Source organism: Pseudovibrio sp. Ad13 (assembly GCF_001623225.1).
Lineage (GTDB): Bacteria > Pseudomonadota > Alphaproteobacteria > Rhizobiales > Stappiaceae > Pseudovibrio.
Window position 1 is genome coordinate 46831 of the sequence record NZ_LMCC01000013.1, and the last position, 20024, is coordinate 66854.

The window sequence follows — 20024 nt, forward strand, 5'->3', positions numbered from 1 at the left end:
CTTGAAACGGGACCATTATCGCGCCATGTTCTGCCATGAATTTTAAGAGTAGCTGGACCACGCGTCCGCCTGTGGTTGCTAGCATATTCTGCTAGAAATTGCCTATCGCAGGTCATCCCGAGGAAAGAAACGACATAATGACGCAATTCACATCCATTAAGATCGCGCAGTATTCTGATGCAACAGCACCCGTTCAGGTCGTCTTTGCAGGTGAAGAACTCAGCTTTGCAGCAGAAGCTGAGGGTGTGATGGGCTCCGCTGGAAAAACTGTTGAGCGTGCTGCTAAAACGGCTGATTTCACAGGTAAGAAATCCGGTATCATGCACTTGCTCGCTCCAGAAGGTATGGATGCAGACCGTTTGATCGTTGCAGGCCTTGGCAAAGTTGACGATCTGAAAGAGCAGGACTGGGTTAATCTGGGCGGTGAAGTTGCTGGCAAATTGCTTGCGCTCAAAGCGGAAGGTGCAGAAGTGACCTTCCCAGCTGCCGCAACAGCTCAGCAGGCAGCAGACTTTGCGCAAGGTGCTTTGCTGCGTGGTTACAAGTTCGACACCTATCGCACTGTTAAAAAAGAAGCAGACGGCGACAAAGCCTGCGAAATCACGTTGAAGGTGCAGGATGCAGCCGCCGTTGAGCCACTTTGGGCAGAAGCTGAGGCTGTGGCAGAAGGCACACTTCTCGCACGTACTCTTGTTGATGAGCCTGCCAACACGCTTGGCCCGGTTGAGTTCGCTGCAAAAGCTCAGCAGCTCTCTGAGTTCGGTGTGGAAGTTGAAATCCTTGACGAAGCAGAGATGCAGGAACTGGGCATGAATGCACTGCTGGCCGTTGGTCAGGGGTCAGTTCGTCCTTCCCGTTTGGCAATCATGAAATGGAATGGCGGCAAGGAAGGCGAAGCTCCAATCGCATTCGTTGGTAAAGGCGTTGTTTTTGATACCGGTGGTATCTCCCTGAAACCGGGCGCTGGCATGGAAGACATGAAGGGCGATATGGGCGGTGCAGCAGCTGTCATCGGTCTCATGAAAGCTCTTGCTGGCCGTAAAGCTGCAGTCAATGCAATCTGCGTGCTGGGTCTGGTGGAAAACATGCCGGATGGCAACGCGATCCGTCCGGGCGATATCGTCAAAACCATGTCTGGTCAGACCGTTGAGATCCTCAACACCGATGCGGAAGGCCGCTTGGTGCTGGGTGATGCGCTTTGGTACACACAAAGCCGTTTTGAGCCGAAATTCATGGTAGACCTTGCAACCCTGACAGGCGCTTGTCTGGTTGCTCTGGGCGGCCATCGCGCAGGTGTCTTCTCTGCTGATGATGAGCTGGCAGCGCAGATCTGCGAAGCTGGTGAAACCACTGCAGAAAAAATGTGGCGTCTGCCTTTGGGTGATGAGTACGACAAGATGGTCGACACTCCAAATGCAGATATGCGTAACACCGGCGGCAGCCGTTGGGGTGGTGCAAGCACTGCAGCTGTTTATCTGCAGCGTCACACGAATGAGGCTAAGTGGGCACACATCGACGTGGCCGGCACTGCAATGGGCTCCAAGAAAAACGCAATCTCTCAGGGCTGGGCATCCGGTTTCGGCGTGCGCGCACTGAACCGCATGATCAAAGATCATTACGAAGGCTAAGCCTTGCATCAGGCAACAAAATGCCTGCGCTAAATTAAACGAACAAAGGCCGGTCACAGAAGTTGTGGCCGGCCTTTTTGCTGCTCATCACAAAGGCAGCAGCAACGTCTTGAGGACGACAAAAAAAGAACCCCACTTCAAACTGAAGAGGGGCATTCTTGATCTTAAAAGAGTTAAACGCGCTAAGCGCTATATTCAAAGAAAATTTTATATTTGAAAGAGTAAGTTGGTTTTCCAGTCAATCAGCAGGTCTGATAATGAGTACAGGAGCTGGAGGCTTCTGGAAGCATTGCACCCACTGCAGCTGTTACGCCAACAAGACCGGATACAAGAGCAAAGAACAATACAATACGCGCTGCCATTTGGTCGTTTCCTAAATATACAATGCCTGCGGTCCCACAACACCACAGAGATGAGAGCATTTCACCCTCCATAATTTGGCGTCGGTTTCGCTAAGCTTAACACCACACCGAAATTCCCCAGGAATGCGGTCAAGTCTAGCCCTTTAAAGCGTCTGGGTTGGGTTTATCAACGATTCCTATGAATATCCCGATGTAATTGGGATCATTCACGACAATTTTTAGGATAAAATGTGGTCAATTGAGAAACACAGTGATTTGGGCTTTACATATTCCATGCGCAGCCTGATGCAGCATGCGTCGCACGGCGTATTGGGCTGCAGGACGCAAAAAGCCTGCCGGATAAACGGGAAACCAGAATATGAGTGAAGTGCTGTTCTACCAGCTCTCTAAATTTCCGCTGGAACGGGCCTTGCCCACTCTCCTTGAAAAGTGCTTGGAGAGAGAATGGGTTGTCACCATCCAGTTTGGAACGGAAGCACGGTGTGATGCCATTGATTCTTACCTCTGGACCTATTCTGACGATGGTTTCCTGCCTCACGGCACCAAAAAGGAAGGCCATCCGGAATTTCAGCCCATCTACCTGACAACGGAAAACGACAACCCCAATGAGGCAATCGTCCGCTTTCTCGTAGACCGCGCGCCTCTGCCAGATCCGGCGCAGTACAAGCGCGTCGTTTACATGTTCGACGGCAACGATCAGGATGCCTTACAAGAAGCCCGGCAGCGTTGGCTGGAGGTCAAGAACGGCGACCATGAACTCACATACTGGGCGCAGACCGACAATGGCGGATGGGATCGCAAAGCATGACCACTGACGACATAGACCATCGAAAACAACTACGCGCGCGTCTGGATACATTGGAAGGCGCAAATGGTGGGGGCTGGGAAAACCGCAAAAGCTGGTTTGAGCAAGTCTACACCACTGCCGATGGCGACACCAACGAGATCCCGTGGGCCGAGCTGAAGCCAAAAGCGCCATTAGTGGAATGGCTGGAACACAACAAGGGTGAGGGGCGCACCGCGCTGGATGTGGGCTGCGGGCTGGGCGATAACGCCAATGCGCTTCATGAGGCTGGTTGGAAAACCTCCGCCTTTGATGTAGCGCCCACAGCTATCGAATGGGCGCAAAAGCGCTTCCCATCTGGTGAAATCGAGTTCCGTTGTGCAGATCTGTTCAACCCGCCAGCAGATTGGGTTGGCAAGTTCGATCTGGTCTACGAATGCTTTACCCTGCAGGCCATCGGCATCGAAATGCGTGGTGATGTGGTCAAACCTCTCAAAGGCCTCGTCGCCCCCGGCGGCTCGCTGATCATCCTTGGGCGGTACTATGATGGCACCGGCGACCGCTCTGGCCCGCCATGGCCACTGACAGATGAAGAGATCGCAGAGTATTACGGTGATGGCTTCGAAGAGGCTTCAAGAACAACCTTCGTTCAACACAAAGACGATGGCCGCAACATCCCCCACATCTGGCTGGAGCTGAAACGCAAGGCTTAGAGCCGAGCGCCAGCAGAGAACAATCAAGCGCCTCACTTCGAGCACGGAGAGAGGCGTTTTATCTTCAGGGGACAGCATGAGGATCGCAATCACCGGAACCCACGGCAGCGGCAAAACAACACTCATAGAAGACTTTGTCGATCAAAACCTGACCTATGAAGCCACTCAGGAACCTTATTGGGACCTGGCAGAGCAGGGCATTGCACTCTCAGATGAGCCCACCATCGGAAGCTTCACAGAGCAGCTGAGTCATAGCCTGAAAACGATCCTCACCTCTGGTGTAGAGCAAAACATAATCTTCGATCGCTGCCCGCTGGATTTCATGGCTTATCTGGAAGTGCTGAGTGAACAAGACGGCGATGAATGGGAGCCGTCAGGTCAGCTCCTGAGGCAGATCGAACAAGCCTTCAGCACTCTGGACCTGATCATCTTCCTCCCGCTTATCTCACCTGATGAGATCACCGCCGCCATCGAATACCCAAAACTCCGGAAACAAACCGACATCCGCCTGAAACAAATTCTCCGCGATGACACGCTCGGATTGCTGGATGTCCTGTCCGAAACGGTGGAGCTGACAGGCTCCAAGAACGACCGAGTGAAAGCCTTGTCAAAACTGGTTTCAGAGGCATAACATGACGAGAACCGTTCACTTGAATCAGTTTGTGAAGCCGGTGAATCTGTATATTAGAAAATTAAGTTAACCTATTGTTATAACTAGCTTATTGAATTGGAAGAGGCCTGATGACGCAACCGCTGGTGAAGCTTGGGCTGTTGGTGTGTTTGCCAATTCTCTTGCACACTTTCGTCCCTATGCAGGCTTGGTGGCCTGCGCTCAGATATTCAAGTTCCTACAAGCAAGATGCTCAAGAGCACACTGTTGAATTTGCAAAGCTCAGTCTAGAGGTTGCGGGCAAAGCGATCGTGGTGATGAACGAGCGCGACAAAAGCCATATCCTCAGCGAGCGCACATATTTAAAACTGCTTAAGTTGCAGGGCGACAGGCGCGAGCCATCTCTGGTCGCAATGCATTGCAAGGGAAGTGTCTGCACCAACCAGCCAAGTGACGCTTACTTCGCAACACTCATGTTAGCCTTGATTGCTTTGATCCTGGCCTTTGCCATGAAATTTGGGCTACGCCGGTCCTTCCCGCTGGGGGAAGCTACCGACATAGGTATGTCTGACAGGGACGCATAAGGCGCTCTACACGTAGCAATAAAAAACCCGGCACTGTTTCCAGTCCCGGGTTCATAACATTCTCTCGAAAGCGATAAGCCTAGCCGCCTGTCAGCTCTTCCAGTTCAGCGGACATCTTCAGCCAGTTCTCTTCGGTCTCTTCCAGCACCTTCACATAGGCAGCACGGCGGATGGCGTGTTGTTTTGCCTTGTCCGGTGCCTCGGTGTAGATGCGCGGATCAGCCAGCAGGGCATCTAGCTTTTTGATGTACTTCTGGTACTTGGAGATCTCTTTTTCCGCAGCTTCAATGTTCTTCTTCAGCGGAGCAGTTTTGGCACGGCGCTCAGCAGCTTCCTTCCGGCGCGCCTGCGCATTCGCTTTCTCGCTGTCCTCCTCAACCGCAACCTTGGACTTGGAGCCACTGTCGCCCTTCAGGATCAACTTGCGGTACTCCGCCATGTCGCCGTCGAAGTTTCTCACTCCGCCATCGGCAACCAGCCACAGCCGGTCTGCACAGGCCTCTACCAGATGTCTGTCATGGCTGATGAGAATGACCGCACCATCATAATCGTTGATCGCGTGTACAAGGGCTTCACGGCTGTCGATATCAAGGTGGTTGGTCGGCTCATCGAGAATAACAAGGTTCGGCCCGTGGAAGGTGGCAAGGCCCAGCAGCAACCGGGCTTTCTCACCGCCGGAAAGATCCTTGGCAGGGGTCAGCATCCGGTCTGTCGGCAAACCAAACCGGTCCACACGCGCGCGGATTTTGGATTCCAACGCGCCCGGCATCAGCGGACGCACATGCTCAATCGGGTTGCTTTCGGGCATCAGGTCATCCAGCTGATGCTGCGCAAAAAACGCAGTGCTCAGCTTGGTGGCCTTAGTCATATCACCAGACATCAATCCAAGGCGCCCGGCAATCAGCTTGGCGAAGGTTGACTTACCATTACCATTGGCACCAAGAAGAGCAATGCGGTCGTCATGGTCAATGTTCAGCGTCAGGTTCTTCAGGATCACCGTGTCATCATAGCCAACAGAAGCCTGCTCCAGCTTGATGATCGGCGGAGAAAGCTTGGCCTCAGGCTGCGGGATATGCAGCTCCAGTCCTGATCCTTCATCCAACACGGAAATCGGCTGCATCTTCTCAAGCATCTTGATGCGAGACTGCGCCTGTTTCGCTTTGGTGGCCTTTGCACGGAAACGGTCAACGAAGCTTTGAATGTGCTTGCGTGCCTTTTCCTGCTTATCAGCCGCCTTCTTCTGCAGCAAAATGGTTTCACGGCGCTGACGGTCAAAACTGTCATAACCACCGCGATAGAAGGTGAGCTTGCCACCATCCATATGCACGATGCTGTCAACCGCATTGTTCAAAAGGTCGCGATCATGGCTGATCAGAACAACTTGGTACGGATAACGCGCAATGAAGTTCTCCAGCCACATCGTACCTTCAAGGTCGAGGTAGTTGGTCGGCTCATCAAGCAGCATCAGGTCTGGTTTGGAAAACAACAAGGCTGCAAGCGCAACACGCATACGCCAACCACCAGAGAAATTGGCACACGGCTGCTGCTGCTCGTCGTAAGAAAAGCCCAGTCCGCTCAGGATCGCAGAGGCCCGCGCTTCAGCGCTGTGGCTCTCAATATCGACAAGTCGCGTATGGATCTCCGCAATCCGGTGCGCATCTTCAGCTGTTTCGGCCTCAGCCAAAAGAGCGGTGCGTTCCGTATCAGCCGCCAGAACCACTTCCAAAAGCGTTTCCTGCGTGCCCGGCGCTTCCTGAGCCACCTGACCCACGCGCGCCTTTTGCGGCATGTGCACACTGCCGCTCTCAACGGACAGCTCACCGCACAGCAGCTTGAACAGCGTAGATTTGCCAACGCCATTGCGCCCGACAAGACCGGTTTTCGCACCACTTGGAATAGTAACGGAGGCATTGTCGATCAAAAGACGCCCGGCAATGCGATATGTAAGATTAGAAACCTGAAGCATGCCACGCTGTTTGCCCGCAAACCTCTTGTTGTGCAAGGGGGAACCAATCCAATTTTTAAGTTTTTCTGATACTGGCGTGGTTTCAGGAAGCAGGATTAAATTTGATCAGGCGTAATTTCTCGAATAATAATCCAAGCAGTATCGAACTTGCTCGGGGCTTACAGTCGAATTGAATGCCCATGAACGTATGGTTCGCTCAAAAGACGGCTGAAAGATATCAAGTATTTCTTCTGTGCCGACTTTCCTCATTTGCATGAGAATATCCAATATTTCAGATTTGAGTTTGGCTAAGTTGATCAATTCAGATTGATAGCTCTCTGCATCAAATACTAAGTCGCGCTCTTCATTGAACGATGCGCTGGAATATGTTGTTTGCAATTCATGCATTACTGATATGATCGACGTTGCAATTTGCTGATCGCCATACTCCAGATAACCACAAAGTGAATCCATGTAACGACGTGGATCTTTAAGGTCTCTGAAGCCAATTTCATTAATTTCTTTAATTGAGATTTCGGGTTCGCTTGCTTCTTCTCTACGGTTTATTTCGTTGACTAATCGGTCGTAATGAGATGCGAGAAGGTCAATAAACTTACTGAGGTCTACAAGATCAAAAGGCAGGCGAGCACGATACATTTCCGCTCGTCTGTGACGTTCGTACTCGGCTTGCTCTTGGGCTGTGGCGGTTTGTTGTTTTATTGCCAAAACTGAGAGCAGAGTAATTATCGCAACAATAACAGTTGCAGCAACGCCTAGTGCCGCCACTAGAAAGTCTTCTGATGGTGAGATGTCGATGGTAGCACCTCTTAGTACTCCGAATACCGACAGGGCTCCGTAAGCCGAAAACGTAATGAAGGTGAGCGCAAATACCGCGAAAAAAAACAGCAAAAAAATATGCCACCAGTCAAAAGAAGAAAAATTGATCTTCAATATACCTAACCCATTAGAATTAAATCAGATTCAGCTTTCTAATTTAATGTATTTTCTTTACTTCAATCAATGAAAGAAGTGCTTTCTTTTAGGCTTGGAGAGAGCAACTCCTACCTCTTCCCATACCTGAACGCCTCCGCCACAAAGTGCTCGACTGGATCACGTGGGTAAGTGCCATTTACAGGCACCCAGAGGCAGCGGTTGCCTTCAAAACTCAGCACATCGCCATAAAGGGTGCGCATGTCAGCAATGAGGGTGGTTTGGCAGTGCACGAACAGGCCGAGCTGGTCGCCGAACTTTGGTTTCCAGTGAAGGCGCACCGTGGTGCCGCCATGCTTTGGCAAAGGGCGATAGGAAGGCTCCCCCCACTTCAGAGCCTCAGTCAAAGAGGAGGGGCCATATAAGCGCTGGGCGCAGTCCAGGATAAGCGAGCGCAGGTCCAGCAGGTGGACGCGTTTATCCTCAGGGTAAGCGGCAAACACCGCCGCAACGTCATCAGGCAAAGGCGCCTGAGCTGACTGTTTGCCGGGCTTTGTAACACGCTCCATAAATGCATCCCTGAAAAGATCATGATCAATACCAGATCATAATTGACCTCTTCAGGGAGAAACAAGAGCACACGCCTGATTATCAGGCGAAATCAGCTGCCTTTCGTCAGGCGGTAATCATGTCCTCTTCTTTTGCCATCCATTGCCCGGTCTCACGCTGGAAGTAGATCATGTCCAGCGCCGCAGGTGTCCGGCCCAGCTGGGTCAGCATGGCATGCACCTGTCCGCGGTGGTGAGTCTGGTGGTTGAAGAAGTGGAACAGCGCAGCGCCAAGGGGCTGCTGCATCACCAGTGGCTTGCGCACAGTGCGATAAATCATGGTGCGCAGGAAGTCTTTCTCCTGCATCTGATCAATCACCGAGCAGATACGGTCGTCCAGCAGACGGCGCTTTTCCTGCAAGGTTGCAAGGTCGCCGGTCAACTGTTCGTCAAGGCTGTCAATCGGGTCGCCCTGGCCGGTAAAGCGGTAAAGCCAGACTTTATCTGCCACATACTGGTGATCCATGGTGCCATGAATGGAATTGAAATAAACGCCAAGATCACGGTGGTACTCTTCCGCAGTGATCTGGTCGCATTCCTGAAGCAATAGATCGTTAGCCCACTTGTTATAGGAGGCATACATTACAAATGCTGCTTTCATAGGGGTGTCCTCTTGCTATGTCTGTTGCAAGAACAATGCACGCCTTTGAACCTCTATAAATTGACCCATCTCAAACAAAATCAGCCGTAGGGGGAGACGTGTAGTCGCAACCCGAAAGACGTAGTTGTCCATGCAGTGCCAGAACCTGTTGGAACCTCAACTCTTTTCGCCAAAAGCCTGCATTCGCGACATTGCCTCCTTGGGAAAACCTCCCCTTAAAATCAAAGGGGGCCATAAGGAAGAGACGGGAGGGGTGCCTCGGAGCAGGGCTGATAACAGCATTACAACCGTCATCAATGAGTCATAATCGCCTGTTTTCTGCAGTTTTCACGCAGGACAACGTGGGAATACGGATATACCCTCTTGCTTTTTAAGGGAGAGTTTAAGTATATCTCGCGCGAACCTTTGTGGCGCTTTGTTAAGGCGCTACAGGAAAAAGATTTTTAATGAGAGCTGCCCTTCGCAAGCTCGTGACAAACTGCAGGTAATAACGATGGCGATTGAACGCACGTTTTCCATGATCAAGCCGGACGCAACCAAACGCAACCTGACCGGTGCTATCACCGCTAAGCTCGAAGAAGCTGGCCTCCGCGTTGTTGCATCCAAGCGCGTTTGGATGTCCCTGCGTGAAGCAGAAGGTTTCTATGCAGTACACAAAGAGCGTCCTTTCTTTGGTGAACTGACAGAATTCATGTCTTCCGCTCCAACTATCGTTCAGGTTCTGGAAGGCGAAAACGCAATCGCGAAAAACCGTGAAGTCATGGGCGCTACCAACCCCGCAGATGCTGCTGAAGGCACCATCCGTAAGGAATTCGCTCTGTCCATCGGCGAAAACTCCGTACACGGTTCTGACGCTCCTGAAACAGCTGCTGAAGAAATCGCTTACTGGTTCTCCGGCACCGAAGTCGTAGGCTAATCTAGCTCATCGATTTCAGCTGTCTGCTGAATTCAAAAAAGGCCCGCTTGATGCTTGATTGCGTCAGGCGGGTCTTTTCTTGTCAAAAATTCCATCGTATCGGCAGACGGTTCATAAAAGTTACTGGATAAACTCAGGTTTGCGCTGGGCACCCTTGCTTCGGACACAATTTTAAAATTAAGTCCGCGCGCACGTGGGAAAACGGAACGCGAGATAAATTCATGAATATTAATGCAAAATCGCTTCTTTTAGGGGCATCTCTGGCACTGGTGGCAAGCGCGGTAACCGCTCAGGACCATACCCGTCCTTATTTGAGCCTTGATGCTGCAGGCAAAGGCGTAAGCGCCTGTGTGGCTCTGGCAAAGGAAAACGGTTGGAACATGTCCATCGTTATTCTGGATCGGGGAGAGGATGTTGTGGCGTCTGCACGCATGGATGAGGCTCTGCCTGCCAGCTACAAAGGCGCAACGCTCAAGGCAAACACATCTTTGTCCTGGGGCATGCCAACAGAGCAGGTGAACGAGGTTCTGGAGAAGGCACCGGTCTTCAAACAGTTCCCGGGTATTCTTGGCATTGCAGGCGGCCTGCCAATCATTGTGGGTGAAAGTGCTCTGGTGGGTGGCATCGGTGTTGCGGGCAGCTCAATGGAAAATGACGCAGCCTGCGCAAAGGCAGCTGTAGAAGCCATGCGCTGATCTCAGCAAACCGAGTGAATTTAGCAAAGCCAGTTCCGTTTGTGCGGAGCTGGCTTTGTTTTTGCGCTATCTCTGTCTCAAAGGCACGAGGCGAGCCTCAGGAGTTACATCCACATTTGCGGGTGGTCCTGGCCTGACAACTCAGGAGCCGCACCGGCTTTTACTTCAGCATACCATTCTGAGACCTGAAGGAAGACCGGGAAAACCTGCTTCAGATGCGTAACGTCAATGTCGCTGTCTGGAATACGGATTTCGCCATAGGCTGAGGAATGGGCAACCTCAAGACCAAAGGTCAGATTGTAACCCGCCACATCCAGCGTATTGCTGTTTTGCAGCAGTTCTGTGAGAACACGGGTATCAGTTGGCAAGTCATTGAAGAGAATGCGGAGCACGCATGTTTCTGTGGTCTGATCAAAGCCGAATACCAGAGAGAAATTCTGATTAATTTCAAGCACGAGTTCGCCGTCGAGGTCATCCTCCAGCATCGGGCTTAAATCAATGCTTTCAAGGAATTCATTAGCGGCTGTTTGAAAGTTCGACACGGGTGCTCCTTTAAACGGGATGTTTGATTTGAACTCTGTCTAACAGAGACAATCAACCCACAGGCGTGCCAAAGGGCACATCACGCCTCTCAGCTTTCCATATGCTTTGTCTCAAGAACGCGCTCAAAGCGCCGCTAAAAGACAAAACTAAGGGAACTAGGCATGGGAATTCCGACGGTCGCTGCATCGACAACTGTCCAACCTATTGAAACTACATCTGTAAATCAGGCAAACACCAATGCCGCTGAAAACACAGCCGTAAAATCAACTGAAGTGCGGAGCCAGGATGGTGGCCTGTTTAAAATTGTTGCATATGTCAGAGAAAAAATCTCAGGCTCTTCCCATCACAGCTTGGCAGCACGTGTAAACATCCCGGCAGAGGGCAGAGAGACCCAGAGCGTCCTCACCCGCATCAAGGCGTTCTTCACGGGCAGTTCACGTGCATCCCAAGCGGAAACCGCTCCGGCTGCAGCGGGTGCCACCAAACAGTTGGTGAACACAAAAACAGCTCAGTTTACCGAAAACAACAAGAGCCTTGCGACATCTGTCGAAAACATCAAGGAACGGGCCGAAACCCATGTAAGACCAGCCGCACACCACGCTGTTAAAGAATTGCTGAGTGCTGGTGTTTGTGGAAACGGTGATGTCTTCGAGATCAAAGCAGAAGTGGGCATCAACGAAGCGTTTGATCGGTTGGATGCAAAGATTGCAGAAAATCCTGATGATATCAAAGGTGTCGCCAAGGCTTCCAAAGCACTGAACAAAGACATCCAGAAGGAAGTCATCTCAGCTTACAAACTGGCAGCTTCTGCTGAGGGGACAACACTATCCAAGAGTGATATCAAAACGCTGAAGAAAGAGTTTCAGCAGCACATGTCCGCTCACATAACCCAGTCATTGAACAAGACTGAGGCCAACTGGCAGACCACGACTGAGACCGTCAAGCTGGATGTGGCAACGCAAAGAGAACTGGGTGCCTCAGGCGATGCTACACTGACAGAGCGCTCCTTCACAGCCACCACAACGCCAGCAGCAAAACTGGAAGTTTTGGCAGGGGGCTATCAGGCCGATGAAAAACACGGCATCAGCTCAACGGCAACCTCTGAAACAGATCACGCGGTAAACCTGTGGGTCAGCGAGCTGAAAGGCGAAACCACCTCCTACGCAGCAGTTCGTCATGGCGTGAACTTCCCGTTCGGTGTCAAACATGATGCTGAGCTGGCCACAAAGGGCGCAGACACCCGAACCCAGGAAGTGGTGACAGCAGCGGCATCCACCAAAGCAGCTGACATTGTAGCATGGCGCACAGATCACCCGGGAGAGCCTTTCCCGCTGAAAATTGTTTCAACCTCACTGCTGACCGCAGCATCCAAGGCAAAGACCTATGAAACCGGCCAGCAGGAAGCATGGGGCCGCGCACAGGGCGAGCAAACCATCACGGTAGACTTGCCGGGTGAAGGCATAACTGAAGTCAATGTAGAGGTCGAAGTGCTGCCGTTCAGCATGGGTGTCAACGGCTTTGCGAAACTGGGATTGTTCTCTGGCTCCATCGGCAAGCATCTGGGGGATCGTCTCACCGGCTGGAAATGGGCTGACAACCACAACGAACCGCTCATTGGTAAACTGGACGAAATGGTGGAGCAGGCCAAAGCCGATGCAATAGGGGCCAACGATCCAGGTAAAGTTGCCCGTCTTGAGAGTTACAGTACCCAGCTGCATGAGGCAGTCAACGATGGCAAGCAACGCCGTTCCGCGGGAAATGCTTATGGTGTTGCCGTTCTGGTCAACCTGATTGCCAATGAAACCGGAGCCGTTCCTGCAATCAACTGCATGTCCGGCAAGGATCGTACAGGCTATCTGGATGCAGCCGTCAAAGCGCGTCTCATGGAAGTGGAAAGCCTGAATGCAGGTCGTCCGCAAAATGATAAGTCGATTGTGCCACAGATTTACGGACAGCGCACAGAAGCGCAAAACGCTCTGATGAGCCTGTCCTCTGAGGTGATGGGCGGTAAGACCGTGCAAAAAGCCTGCACCGGTGTGGCTGGCTATAAGGTTGGTGAAGGCGGAATGTTTAAAGTTCAGGCCAATCTGGACAACGTGCTCGACTCCAAAAGCCTGCTGGGCTTGTCTGCTGCCGTTAAGGCGTAGCCAACACCTCAAAGCAAATGCAACATCAGGAGCGGCCTTAGTGCCGCTCTTTTTTGTGGGGCAAAGAAAGAGACTTCCTGATCCCATACGTGAAAGTGGAAGCTGAACACTGGACCTCGTTATCACTGGGGTATTGGGGAACGGACCGGCTGATCGCAAGGGGCTGCGACAATCTGTCATTATACCTTAGCTGGAGAGATAGGCGCCAAAACGCGGCGAAATCGGCTCCGGGTTTTTGCATAACAGTTTGATATGCATCAGTAATGTGTGGGTGAAGGAGGTGATATAATGCCAGAAACCCAAGGAAGACCCTTGGTAAAACTATGATTGATTAAAATTTCAATCAATATATATAGTGATCGCTATGGAAATGGAAAAAGCCCCCCGCGGTCGACCCCGTCGGTTGGATAAAGAAAAAATACTGGAGATCGCAAGTGTCCTGTTCTGGCAACAGGGCTATGAGGCGACTTCGATAAATGAGCTAGTCACTGCCATGGGTATTACACCACCAAGTCTGTATGCAGCGTATTCCTCCAAGGAGGAACTGTACCTGGCTGCAATCGACAGGTATTCGGCAAGCTATGGCCGGCAAATGCTGTCTGGCCTTGCTCTGCATTCCTGTGTTTATGAAGCAATCCGGACCGTTCTTTATGAATGTGTGGAGGTTTTCGTCGGTGGAGACCATCCTTCTGGTTGTATGATCGCTACCGGATTGGTCGAAAGTTCTAATGCTCAAGGCGCATTGGCACGTAAATTGGCTGATTTACGCCAGCAAACCATCAAGATCATCGCAGATAAGTTTAAAGCCTGTGAAACCCAGTTTGTCGAAGGAACTGACCTTCCGGCCCTTGCCAGCTTCTTTGGCGCCACAATTCAAGGCATGGCTGTTCAGGCAAGAGACGTTAACTGCCCGACAGAACTGCATAAAATCGCAGAACACAGTTTGAGCGTACTGCAGGCATCTCGTCGTTTCTGATAAAGTAAATGGCGCAAAAAATGCGTTATTAGGCGTGAATTGCTAATAAAATTACGCAATCACGCCTTTTTTATTTTGCAATATTACGCAAGCTAAAGAATGTCATTTACATAATATATCAGAGTATCGTGAATGATACTGTTAAGGGTATTTCCCATGCACTCTTGAGTTTGTTGTTCCAAGCCTCCTGTCACCTATGCTTTTGGTATGAATTGCCCAACACCAAGGGAGGCTGACGATGGATAGTGATACCATTAACTTCACCGAGACGTTCCCACAGTCAATGCAGGAAGCACTCAAAGCATCCCTCAAAGTATTCTGGCGCCTCGGTGTGCATCGCACGTCCATTGATGATGTGTGCCGCCAGTCAGGTGTTTCCTATCATTTCCTCAATGAGAACTTTGAGAGTAAAGAACATCTCTATCGCACTGCAGTGATGTGGTACCTGGATCAGTATGGAAGACAGCTCCTGTCAGAGTTTGCGCTTCACTCCAATCCCACGGAAGCCCTGCGCGGTGCGCTTTACGAATGCATCGGACTGTTCTGCAACAAGCAGTGTGAGCACGCCAAGCTGTTGTCCTACGCTCTGGCAGCCGTCAACAACAGTGACCGGATCCTGATCTCGGAGCTGCTGTCTCTGCGCCGTAAGGTCTATGCCACCATCTTGATGAAGCTGAACAGCAACAAGACCCACTTGAAGGACACAGCAGACATTCCCGTGCTGGCGCGCTTCTACATCACAACGCTCAGAGGCCTCGCCAGTCAGGCAGCAGACGGCATCCCAAGCGATGAGCTCTACCGTGTGGCTGATTTAAGCCTGGAGCTGCTGGAAGCCTACCGAAAATGAGTACGCCCAGCACATTTCGACCGAAGAGCCTGACAGAAATGAACATCTGTCAGGCTCTTTTTTTAGGTGAGGGTGCCTGTCAACTTTTGCCCCCCTTGAGTTGTATTTTTTCAAAAGGCTTTTTGAACTGAGGCTTTGGAGCAGGCAATCATGGCTCGTCTCAGCCTGCCGCTTTAATCTGGACACTCAATTGCCCTGATTGACTTTGTAACAGGCTTCTATTTCGCTGCGACAAACCATCGAAATCTTGCCACAATCGAAGACAGCAGACGTTAGGTCATACTCCTTTAGCAGAACAAAGAATCGATAAAATAAATCGTAATAATATAACGCCACAACAGTTGGTTACATCATTTTTCACTAAAGCTGAGGCAAACCGCTCCTCTTTGTTAAGGATAGATTTCGTTCGCCTGAGGGTAAGTTGCTGCATACGTAAATGGGCCTAAGATTGAATGCTCGTTCAATAAAGATACGGGAGATTTTCGATGCAAATCGAGACCGTTAAGACGAACCGACCGACCCCGATCAGTTTGACAAAAACCTTCGAAGCCTCCATCCACGAGTTCTCAAATTTTGGGGTGGAAGCAACGTCGCTTGGGCAAATCAGTACAGCGACGGGCGTTCCAACAGAGCGTTTATCCAAGACTTTTCATGACACGGCCAATCTGTTCTCAAATGTGGTCAAATGGTATCTGACCAGATACGAGCATCAGATCCTTTCCGGCTTTGCCATGCATTCCAACCCTGTCGAAGCCATCCGTATTGCCCTTTACGAATGCATTGAACTGTTTTGTGAAGATGACTGCCCACATGGCAGTTTGCTCTCTGTTGAGCTTATGGAGATTTCTGATACCGACGGCGTCATCGCCAAAGAAATGGCGCACCTCAAAGAGCAGGTCCACGGACGCATCTATCAAAAACTGGAGAACTGCAAACAGCGCTTCACCTCAGGTTTTAGACCCAATGAGCTTGCCGAGTTCTATACCGAAGTCATGGCGATCCTCATTAAGCAGGCCTGTGATGGGGTAGATCGCACCGACCTGTATAATCTCGCTGATGCCAGCCTTGAAAGATTGGAGAACCAGCCTGTCATACACTAGTGCATGTGAGCAAAAACGATCAGAACAAGCGGACTGGCAGCCCTCAGTGTCAGTCCGCTTTTTTGTGAAATAAAACGCTCAAATCCGGCACGAAATGAGGCTGCGAAAAGGCGAAATACTCAATTTGTCCGGATCTTGTCTATCAGGCCTTAATCGTAATTTTCCTAGCATTAATAATCAGTTGTTCTTTATCCATGGCCGCGTAATATGTACTTATGCCTATAAAGGATGAAATGCACGTGGAAACAATATCTCCGGACATAGAGGCCATGTTGGAAGCCTCGGTCAAAATGTTTTGGAAGCGAGGCTATGATGCCACTTCCCTAGATGATGTCGTGGACGCCATGGGCGTTCCTCATGAATTTGTAGAAGGGGCATTTTCCAATAAGGAAGAACTCTATGCAGCAGCCACAAGGTGGTATCTGCAAAACTATGGCCGCAGGCTGCTTTCTGGCTTTGCCATGCATTCCAACTGCTGTGATGCCATTCGTGTCGCCCTTTACGAATGCGTCGATGTGCTCTGCGATAAAACAGAGTCAGACGGATGCCTTCTGTCATCTGGCTTACTGGAGATCTCCACCCAGGACAGTATTCTGACCAGAGAGATCACCGATCTGCGCAACACCATGGTAGGCGCGATTACACGCAAACTCACCGATTGCAAAGAAAGCCTCAAGACCGGTACTGATATCGAAACGCTCGCCCGCTTTTATGCAGCAACCCTGCAGGGACTGGCCAGTCAATGTAAGGATGGCGCCAAAAAAGAGCAGCTCTATCGCGTGGTTGATATGAGCATGAAAGTCCTGGATTCCTACCGCATCAATTAAAAAGTTATCTTTATGTTCTCTGTCGATATAAGATTAAGAACATAAAGTGAACATATGAATTTGAGGCGTGTAAGGATACTTCAAAAGAATACTCAATCGCGGTCGTTTCAAATCCTTTACAGAAGGTGAAAGTTATAGGCGCAGTAAGCCCTATGTCTTTGCACTGTTGTTTTCCATGTGACTAAAACAGCGTTGAGGAGACCCTCCGACACCATATACTCGCGGCCATGAGACCGTGCGATATGATAGAGGCCGGAAACGTAACTCCCAAAATCGAAAGGCTCTTCGACCAGTGTGTCAAAGTCTTTCTCCTCAAGGGTTACGAAACCTGCACTCTGGATGATATAGGTAAAGCCGCCGGATGCTCGGGAGACTGTGTGAAGGAACACTTCACGTCCAAGCAGGAACTCGCAGCTGAAGCCATGCGCTGGTACTACATCAAGTACAGCCGCCACATGCGCACCGAAATGGCCATGCACCAGGACATCTATTCGGCCATGGAAGCGGTACTGTTTGCTTTCATCGAAATCAGCTGCGATCAGGTCCACGCCAACAAAGGGTTATTTGTCCGCACGTTCATTGACATTTCCAACGTTGATGAGTTCGTCAAAAACTCCTTCGAGGAACTGCAGGATGATTGGGAACATCAGGTTCTCGACAAGTTCAAGCAGTGCAAGCTGGAGCTCAAGGACGACGCCGACATCGAGGTGTTGGCACACTACTTCCTGACAGTGATTGAAGGTCTTTATGAGCTGATCAAATACGGAACCCCGTGTGATCTGATGTACAAGGTTGCGGTTGCGAGCCTCGGCGTTTTAGAATTGCATATGAAGACCGGCCAGGCCAAGAAAAAGAAGGGCTCCAAGAAGAAATCAAAGTGAGTGCCACTGCCTTCTCACTGCCCATTGCCTTAGCTCTTTACAGAAGATGAAAGAAATCCACCAAGACGGGAGAGACCTCTTCTGTACTCATTTCCCATAGCGGGAGAACGAGATTGCTGCCCCCCACCCAAAACGTATACTGGCGCCATGTCCTCATTAGATCCCATACGCGATGGTGAATTGTCACCTGAACTCGAAACCGCCTTAGATTCCTGCGTGAAGGTTTTTATGCTGCAAGGGTTCCAGCATTCCACATTGGAAGACCTTGCTGTTGCAAGCGGAAGCTCAAGAGGCTTTATCGAGAAGCATTTTGCCACCAAAGAGCAGTTTTGTGCAGCTGCCATGCACTGGTACTTCTCCAAATTCTACCGCCAGCTCCGGTCTGTGCTCGCGCTCCACTCAGAACTATACCCGGCAGTTGAAGCTGTGCTTTACGAGTTTATTGAACTCTCCCGAGAGCAATATGATGCTGGCACTGCCATGCGGTTCCATACCCTCATGGACATCGCAGAGCTGGATCCGGAATTGTCGGAGGAGCTGCGCAAGATGAAGCTCGAGGGCATGGAGCACTTCATCTACAAATTCACCCAGTGCAAAGGTGAGCTTCAAACCGATGACGAAGCCACCTCACTGGCCAAGTTCTACGCAACGATCTTTGAGGGTCTCTCCATTATGGTACAGCACGGCATGTCCCATGAAGACCTTTACAAAATGGCAAATCTAAGCCTGGAAGTGCTAGCCAACCATCTGAAAAAAGGCATCAATTTCTGAAGGCGTTTCTCCGCAGCATGATGACTGCTTCTCAGGTGAAGACACGCAAGACCTGTAAACTCAAAAACACGACGCATCAGGTTCAAATCCTTCCATTGCTTTTAAAGGTCTCTTTGCACTGCCACGGTTCTTCTTTGCAGACCTGACACTGCGCTCATATATTAGAATGGCGTTCTAACTTGGGATAGAGCGGTACTCTCGTCAGGGTTGGAATGGTGTTCTAGTGGCCAATGAAAACAACAGATATCAATCCATACTGGATGCTGCGCTGGAGCTGTTTTTAAAACAGGGCTACACAAGCACCTCGATTGCACAAATCCGCAACAAAAGCGGAGCGACGACCGGCAGCATCTATCACTTCTTCAAGGGAAAACCGGATATCGCCGTCGCGCTATGGGATCAGGCCGTTGCCGGTTGGACCAGAGAGACACGCAACACACCTCAAACCGCTAGCGCTGAAGACACCATCAAAGCCTCCGTCAATGGCTTGCTGCGGTGGGGCAGTGCCAATCCTGATCTGTTTCGCCTCTTTGAGGAGCTGAAGGTCAAAGCCCAGACGGAAGGTGAGTTCGAAACCATCAAGCAACAGATGGAGAACGTTCATTTGCAGGGAGAGGCGCTCTATGCCACCTGGCAAGTGCTGGGAGCAGTGAAACCCATTCCGTGGTCCGTTGCCTCCGCGCTCATCGTAGGCCCGGCCTATACGCTGTTAAGCACAGAGCGGGTTGTCTGTGATAAAGACAGGCAGTTTCTGGTGAAGATGGCATGGGAAGCGGTGAGGAAGTAAGAGACCCACTAAGATGCACTAAAACGACCCCAGCACCTTGATGATCTGCTCGCGGGTGTTGGGAGTAAAATGCAGCGCCCGCCACCCCATGTCCAACGCGGACATAATGTTCTCTTCCCGGTCATCAATCAAAAGCATCCGGTTGGCAGGAACCTTAAGGGCCTTGGTAACATGTATGAAAAACTCGGCGCTGGGCTTGGCCACACCCATACGCCCGGAGGCAAACACCGTCTCCACACGATCCTTGTAACCCATCTGCTCTTCGATATAGCGCGTACGCCGCGCCCCGTTGTTGGTCGCAATCACCTGGCGGACATGGGTCTTGGTAAGCTTGCGCATCAAGGCCAGCAGATCAAAGTCCGGGTGGGCGTCCTTTTCAAACCAGTACAGCAGGAAATGATCAAGGTCGCCGGGATAACCGGTCTTATCCGCCCAACGGGAGAGAAGGTCTCTGAGATCCTCATGCCCAACCAGAACCTCGTTGAAGTCATCCGTAAACATCTCCTGAGCAAAGGTGTGCCATGAGATGCCGAGATCCTCTTCAAACTGCTGCACCCAGATAAAGCGGTCATTGATAATGTTACGATTGAGAACCCCGTCAAAATCCCACGCAATTACGTCGATATCCTGCAACATGGACTGCCTCAAGCTTCAAACCATTCCCTATGAAAGACCAGAACAGGCACCTCTTGCAAGCATTAGGAAATACAGGAACACCGCAAAGACCGCGCAGGACCTCAAGAAATCGTCAACTCAAGAATTTTTTGCC

The 20024-nt window shown here is 50.9% G+C and carries 22 protein-coding genes; 15 read left to right on the forward strand and 7 right to left on the reverse strand.

What is annotated here, in order from left to right; translation table 11 throughout:
• Positions 1–137: 137 nt before the first annotated feature.
• From PsAD13_RS14075 to PsAD13_RS14095, 5 genes are all read left to right on the forward strand, one after another.
• A complete protein-coding gene (locus tag PsAD13_RS14075; RefSeq protein WP_063318548.1) occupies positions 138–1628 on the forward strand; it encodes a leucyl aminopeptidase in 1491 nt (496 codons plus the stop codon).
• Positions 1629–2348: 720 nt separating this feature from the next.
• Positions 2349–2798 (forward strand): DNA polymerase III subunit chi, encoded by a 450-nt coding sequence (locus PsAD13_RS14080; protein ID WP_063288455.1) that lies wholly within the window; start codon positions 2349–2351, stop codon positions 2796–2798.
• The gene (locus tag PsAD13_RS14085) at positions 2795–3487 is read left to right on the forward strand and encodes a methyltransferase domain-containing protein (RefSeq protein ID WP_063318549.1); all 693 of its coding nucleotides are present in this window, start codon (positions 2795–2797) and stop codon (positions 3485–3487) included. The genes PsAD13_RS14080 and PsAD13_RS14085 overlap by 4 nt, the downstream gene beginning before the upstream one ends.
• A gap of 76 nt (positions 3488–3563) precedes the next feature.
• Entirely contained in the window at positions 3564–4118 is a 555-nt protein-coding gene (locus tag PsAD13_RS14090) for an AAA family ATPase (RefSeq protein WP_063318550.1), read from the forward strand.
• A gap of 110 nt (positions 4119–4228) precedes the next feature.
• Entirely contained in the window at positions 4229–4681 is a 453-nt protein-coding gene (locus PsAD13_RS14095) for a hypothetical protein (RefSeq protein WP_063318551.1), read from the forward strand.
• A gap of 79 nt (positions 4682–4760) precedes the next feature.
• Here the strand turns inward: PsAD13_RS14095 and PsAD13_RS14100 are convergent, their stop codons facing one another.
• The 4 genes from PsAD13_RS14100 to PsAD13_RS14115 all read right to left on the reverse strand — a co-directional run bounded on the left by PsAD13_RS14100 (position 4761) and on the right by PsAD13_RS14115 (position 8765).
• Positions 4761–6647 (reverse strand): ABC-F family ATP-binding cassette domain-containing protein, encoded by a 1887-nt coding sequence (locus PsAD13_RS14100; RefSeq protein ID WP_057465405.1) that lies wholly within the window; start codon positions 6645–6647, stop codon positions 4761–4763.
• 105 nt (positions 6648–6752) lie between these two features.
• Positions 6753–7577, reverse strand: coding sequence for a hypothetical protein (locus PsAD13_RS14105; protein WP_063291865.1), 825 nt, complete (start codon positions 7575–7577; stop codon positions 6753–6755).
• A 110-nt stretch (positions 7578–7687) separates the two neighbouring features.
• A complete protein-coding gene (locus PsAD13_RS14110) occupies positions 7688–8125 on the reverse strand; it encodes a DUF1801 domain-containing protein (RefSeq protein ID WP_063318552.1) in 438 nt (145 codons plus the stop codon).
• A gap of 106 nt (positions 8126–8231) precedes the next feature.
• Positions 8232–8765: a DinB family protein gene (locus PsAD13_RS14115; protein ID WP_057465351.1), complete on the reverse strand. Its 534-nt coding sequence runs from the start codon at positions 8763–8765 to the stop codon at positions 8232–8234.
• Between the two features lie 493 nt (positions 8766–9258).
• On the opposite strand from PsAD13_RS14115, the gene ndk reads away from it, so the two are divergent.
• Together ndk and PsAD13_RS14125 are read left to right on the forward strand one after the other, a co-directional pair.
• The gene (gene ndk / locus PsAD13_RS14120; RefSeq protein ID WP_057465350.1) at positions 9259–9681 is read left to right on the forward strand and encodes a nucleoside-diphosphate kinase; all 423 of its coding nucleotides are present in this window, start codon (positions 9259–9261) and stop codon (positions 9679–9681) included.
• Positions 9682–9902: 221 nt separating this feature from the next.
• Positions 9903–10376: a heme-binding protein gene (locus PsAD13_RS14125; RefSeq protein WP_063310867.1), complete on the forward strand. Its 474-nt coding sequence runs from the start codon at positions 9903–9905 to the stop codon at positions 10374–10376.
• A 104-nt stretch (positions 10377–10480) separates the two neighbouring features.
• Here the strand turns inward: PsAD13_RS14125 and PsAD13_RS14130 are convergent, their stop codons facing one another.
• Positions 10481–10918: a hypothetical protein gene (locus PsAD13_RS14130; protein ID WP_057465348.1), complete on the reverse strand. Its 438-nt coding sequence runs from the start codon at positions 10916–10918 to the stop codon at positions 10481–10483.
• Between the two features lie 162 nt (positions 10919–11080).
• On the opposite strand from PsAD13_RS14130, the gene PsAD13_RS14135 reads away from it, so the two are divergent.
• The 5 genes from PsAD13_RS14135 to PsAD13_RS14155 all read left to right on the forward strand — a co-directional run bounded on the left by PsAD13_RS14135 (position 11081) and on the right by PsAD13_RS14155 (position 16816).
• On the forward strand, positions 11081–13066 hold the full coding sequence (locus PsAD13_RS14135; protein ID WP_063318553.1) for an inositol phosphate phosphatase SopB: 1986 nt from the start codon (positions 11081–11083) through the stop codon (positions 13064–13066).
• A 364-nt stretch (positions 13067–13430) separates the two neighbouring features.
• Positions 13431–14042: a TetR/AcrR family transcriptional regulator gene (locus PsAD13_RS14140; protein WP_208980904.1), complete on the forward strand. Its 612-nt coding sequence runs from the start codon at positions 13431–13433 to the stop codon at positions 14040–14042.
• Positions 14043–14280: 238 nt separating this feature from the next.
• Complete coding sequence (locus tag PsAD13_RS14145) at positions 14281–14889, forward strand: TetR family transcriptional regulator (protein ID WP_063291870.1); 609 nt, start codon at positions 14281–14283, stop codon at positions 14887–14889.
• Between the two features lie 485 nt (positions 14890–15374).
• Entirely contained in the window at positions 15375–15989 is a 615-nt protein-coding gene (locus tag PsAD13_RS14150; protein WP_057465344.1) for a TetR/AcrR family transcriptional regulator, read from the forward strand.
• Positions 15990–16222: 233 nt separating this feature from the next.
• Positions 16223–16816 carry a helix-turn-helix domain-containing protein gene (locus tag PsAD13_RS14155; RefSeq protein WP_244272075.1) on the forward strand — a complete coding sequence of 198 codons (594 nt, stop codon included), beginning with the start codon at positions 16223–16225 and terminating at the stop codon, positions 16814–16816.
• A gap of 116 nt (positions 16817–16932) precedes the next feature.
• Here the strand turns inward: PsAD13_RS14155 and PsAD13_RS28365 are convergent, their stop codons facing one another.
• Entirely contained in the window at positions 16933–17205 is a 273-nt protein-coding gene (locus PsAD13_RS28365) for a hypothetical protein (protein WP_244273479.1), read from the reverse strand.
• On the opposite strand from PsAD13_RS28365, the gene PsAD13_RS14160 reads away from it, so the two are divergent.
• From PsAD13_RS14160 to PsAD13_RS14170, 3 genes are all read left to right on the forward strand, one after another.
• The gene (locus PsAD13_RS14160) at positions 17089–17697 is read left to right on the forward strand and encodes a TetR/AcrR family transcriptional regulator (RefSeq protein WP_244275176.1); all 609 of its coding nucleotides are present in this window, start codon (positions 17089–17091) and stop codon (positions 17695–17697) included. The two genes, PsAD13_RS28365 and PsAD13_RS14160, sit on opposite strands and share 117 nt — an antisense overlap.
• Before the next feature lie 228 nt (positions 17698–17925).
• Positions 17926–18468: a TetR/AcrR family transcriptional regulator gene (locus PsAD13_RS14165; RefSeq protein WP_063318555.1), complete on the forward strand. Its 543-nt coding sequence runs from the start codon at positions 17926–17928 to the stop codon at positions 18466–18468.
• 223 nt (positions 18469–18691) lie between these two features.
• A complete protein-coding gene (locus PsAD13_RS14170) occupies positions 18692–19255 on the forward strand; it encodes a TetR/AcrR family transcriptional regulator (protein WP_063318556.1) in 564 nt (187 codons plus the stop codon).
• A gap of 18 nt (positions 19256–19273) precedes the next feature.
• Here PsAD13_RS14170 and PsAD13_RS14175 read toward each other — a convergent pair whose 3' ends face one another.
• Positions 19274–19891, reverse strand: a complete 618-nt coding sequence (locus PsAD13_RS14175) for an HAD-IA family hydrolase (protein WP_063288465.1) — start codon at positions 19889–19891, stop codon at positions 19274–19276.
• Between the last annotated feature and the right edge of the window lie 133 nt (positions 19892–20024).

Excerpts from the sequence above, each read along its gene's own strand:
- PsAD13_RS14090 (WP_063318550.1), top strand. The coding sequence starts at position 3,564 with ATGAGGATCGCAATCACCGGAACCCACGGCAGCGGCAAAACAACACTC.
- PsAD13_RS14095 (WP_063318551.1), top strand. The coding sequence starts at position 4,229 with ATGACGCAACCGCTGGTGAAGCTTGGGCTGTTGGTGTGTTTGCCAATT.
- PsAD13_RS14080 (WP_063288455.1), top strand. The coding sequence starts at position 2,349 with ATGAGTGAAGTGCTGTTCTACCAGCTCTCTAAATTTCCGCTGGAACGG.
- PsAD13_RS14145 (WP_063291870.1), top strand. The coding sequence starts at position 14,281 with ATGGATAGTGATACCATTAACTTCACCGAGACGTTCCCACAGTCAATG.
- PsAD13_RS14115 (WP_057465351.1), bottom strand. The coding sequence starts at position 8,765 with ATGAAAGCAGCATTTGTAATGTATGCCTCCTATAACAAGTGGGCTAAC.
- PsAD13_RS14150 (WP_057465344.1), top strand. The coding sequence starts at position 15,375 with ATGCAAATCGAGACCGTTAAGACGAACCGACCGACCCCGATCAGTTTG.
- PsAD13_RS14125 (WP_063310867.1), top strand. The coding sequence starts at position 9,903 with ATGAATATTAATGCAAAATCGCTTCTTTTAGGGGCATCTCTGGCACTG.
- PsAD13_RS14110 (WP_063318552.1), bottom strand. The coding sequence starts at position 8,125 with ATGGAGCGTGTTACAAAGCCCGGCAAACAGTCAGCTCAGGCGCCTTTG.
- PsAD13_RS14100 (WP_057465405.1), bottom strand. The coding sequence starts at position 6,647 with ATGCTTCAGGTTTCTAATCTTACATATCGCATTGCCGGGCGTCTTTTG.
- ndk (WP_057465350.1), top strand. The coding sequence starts at position 9,259 with ATGGCGATTGAACGCACGTTTTCCATGATCAAGCCGGACGCAACCAAA.
- PsAD13_RS14165 (WP_063318555.1), top strand. The coding sequence starts at position 17,926 with ATGCTGCAAGGGTTCCAGCATTCCACATTGGAAGACCTTGCTGTTGCA.
- PsAD13_RS14135 (WP_063318553.1), top strand. The coding sequence starts at position 11,081 with ATGGGAATTCCGACGGTCGCTGCATCGACAACTGTCCAACCTATTGAA.
- PsAD13_RS14075 (WP_063318548.1), top strand. The coding sequence starts at position 138 with ATGACGCAATTCACATCCATTAAGATCGCGCAGTATTCTGATGCAACA.
- PsAD13_RS14175 (WP_063288465.1), bottom strand. The coding sequence starts at position 19,891 with ATGTTGCAGGATATCGACGTAATTGCGTGGGATTTTGACGGGGTTCTC.
- PsAD13_RS14085 (WP_063318549.1), top strand. The coding sequence starts at position 2,795 with ATGACCACTGACGACATAGACCATCGAAAACAACTACGCGCGCGTCTG.
- PsAD13_RS14155 (WP_244272075.1), top strand. The coding sequence starts at position 16,223 with ATGCACGTGGAAACAATATCTCCGGACATAGAGGCCATGTTGGAAGCC.
- PsAD13_RS14140 (WP_208980904.1), top strand. The coding sequence starts at position 13,431 with ATGGAAATGGAAAAAGCCCCCCGCGGTCGACCCCGTCGGTTGGATAAA.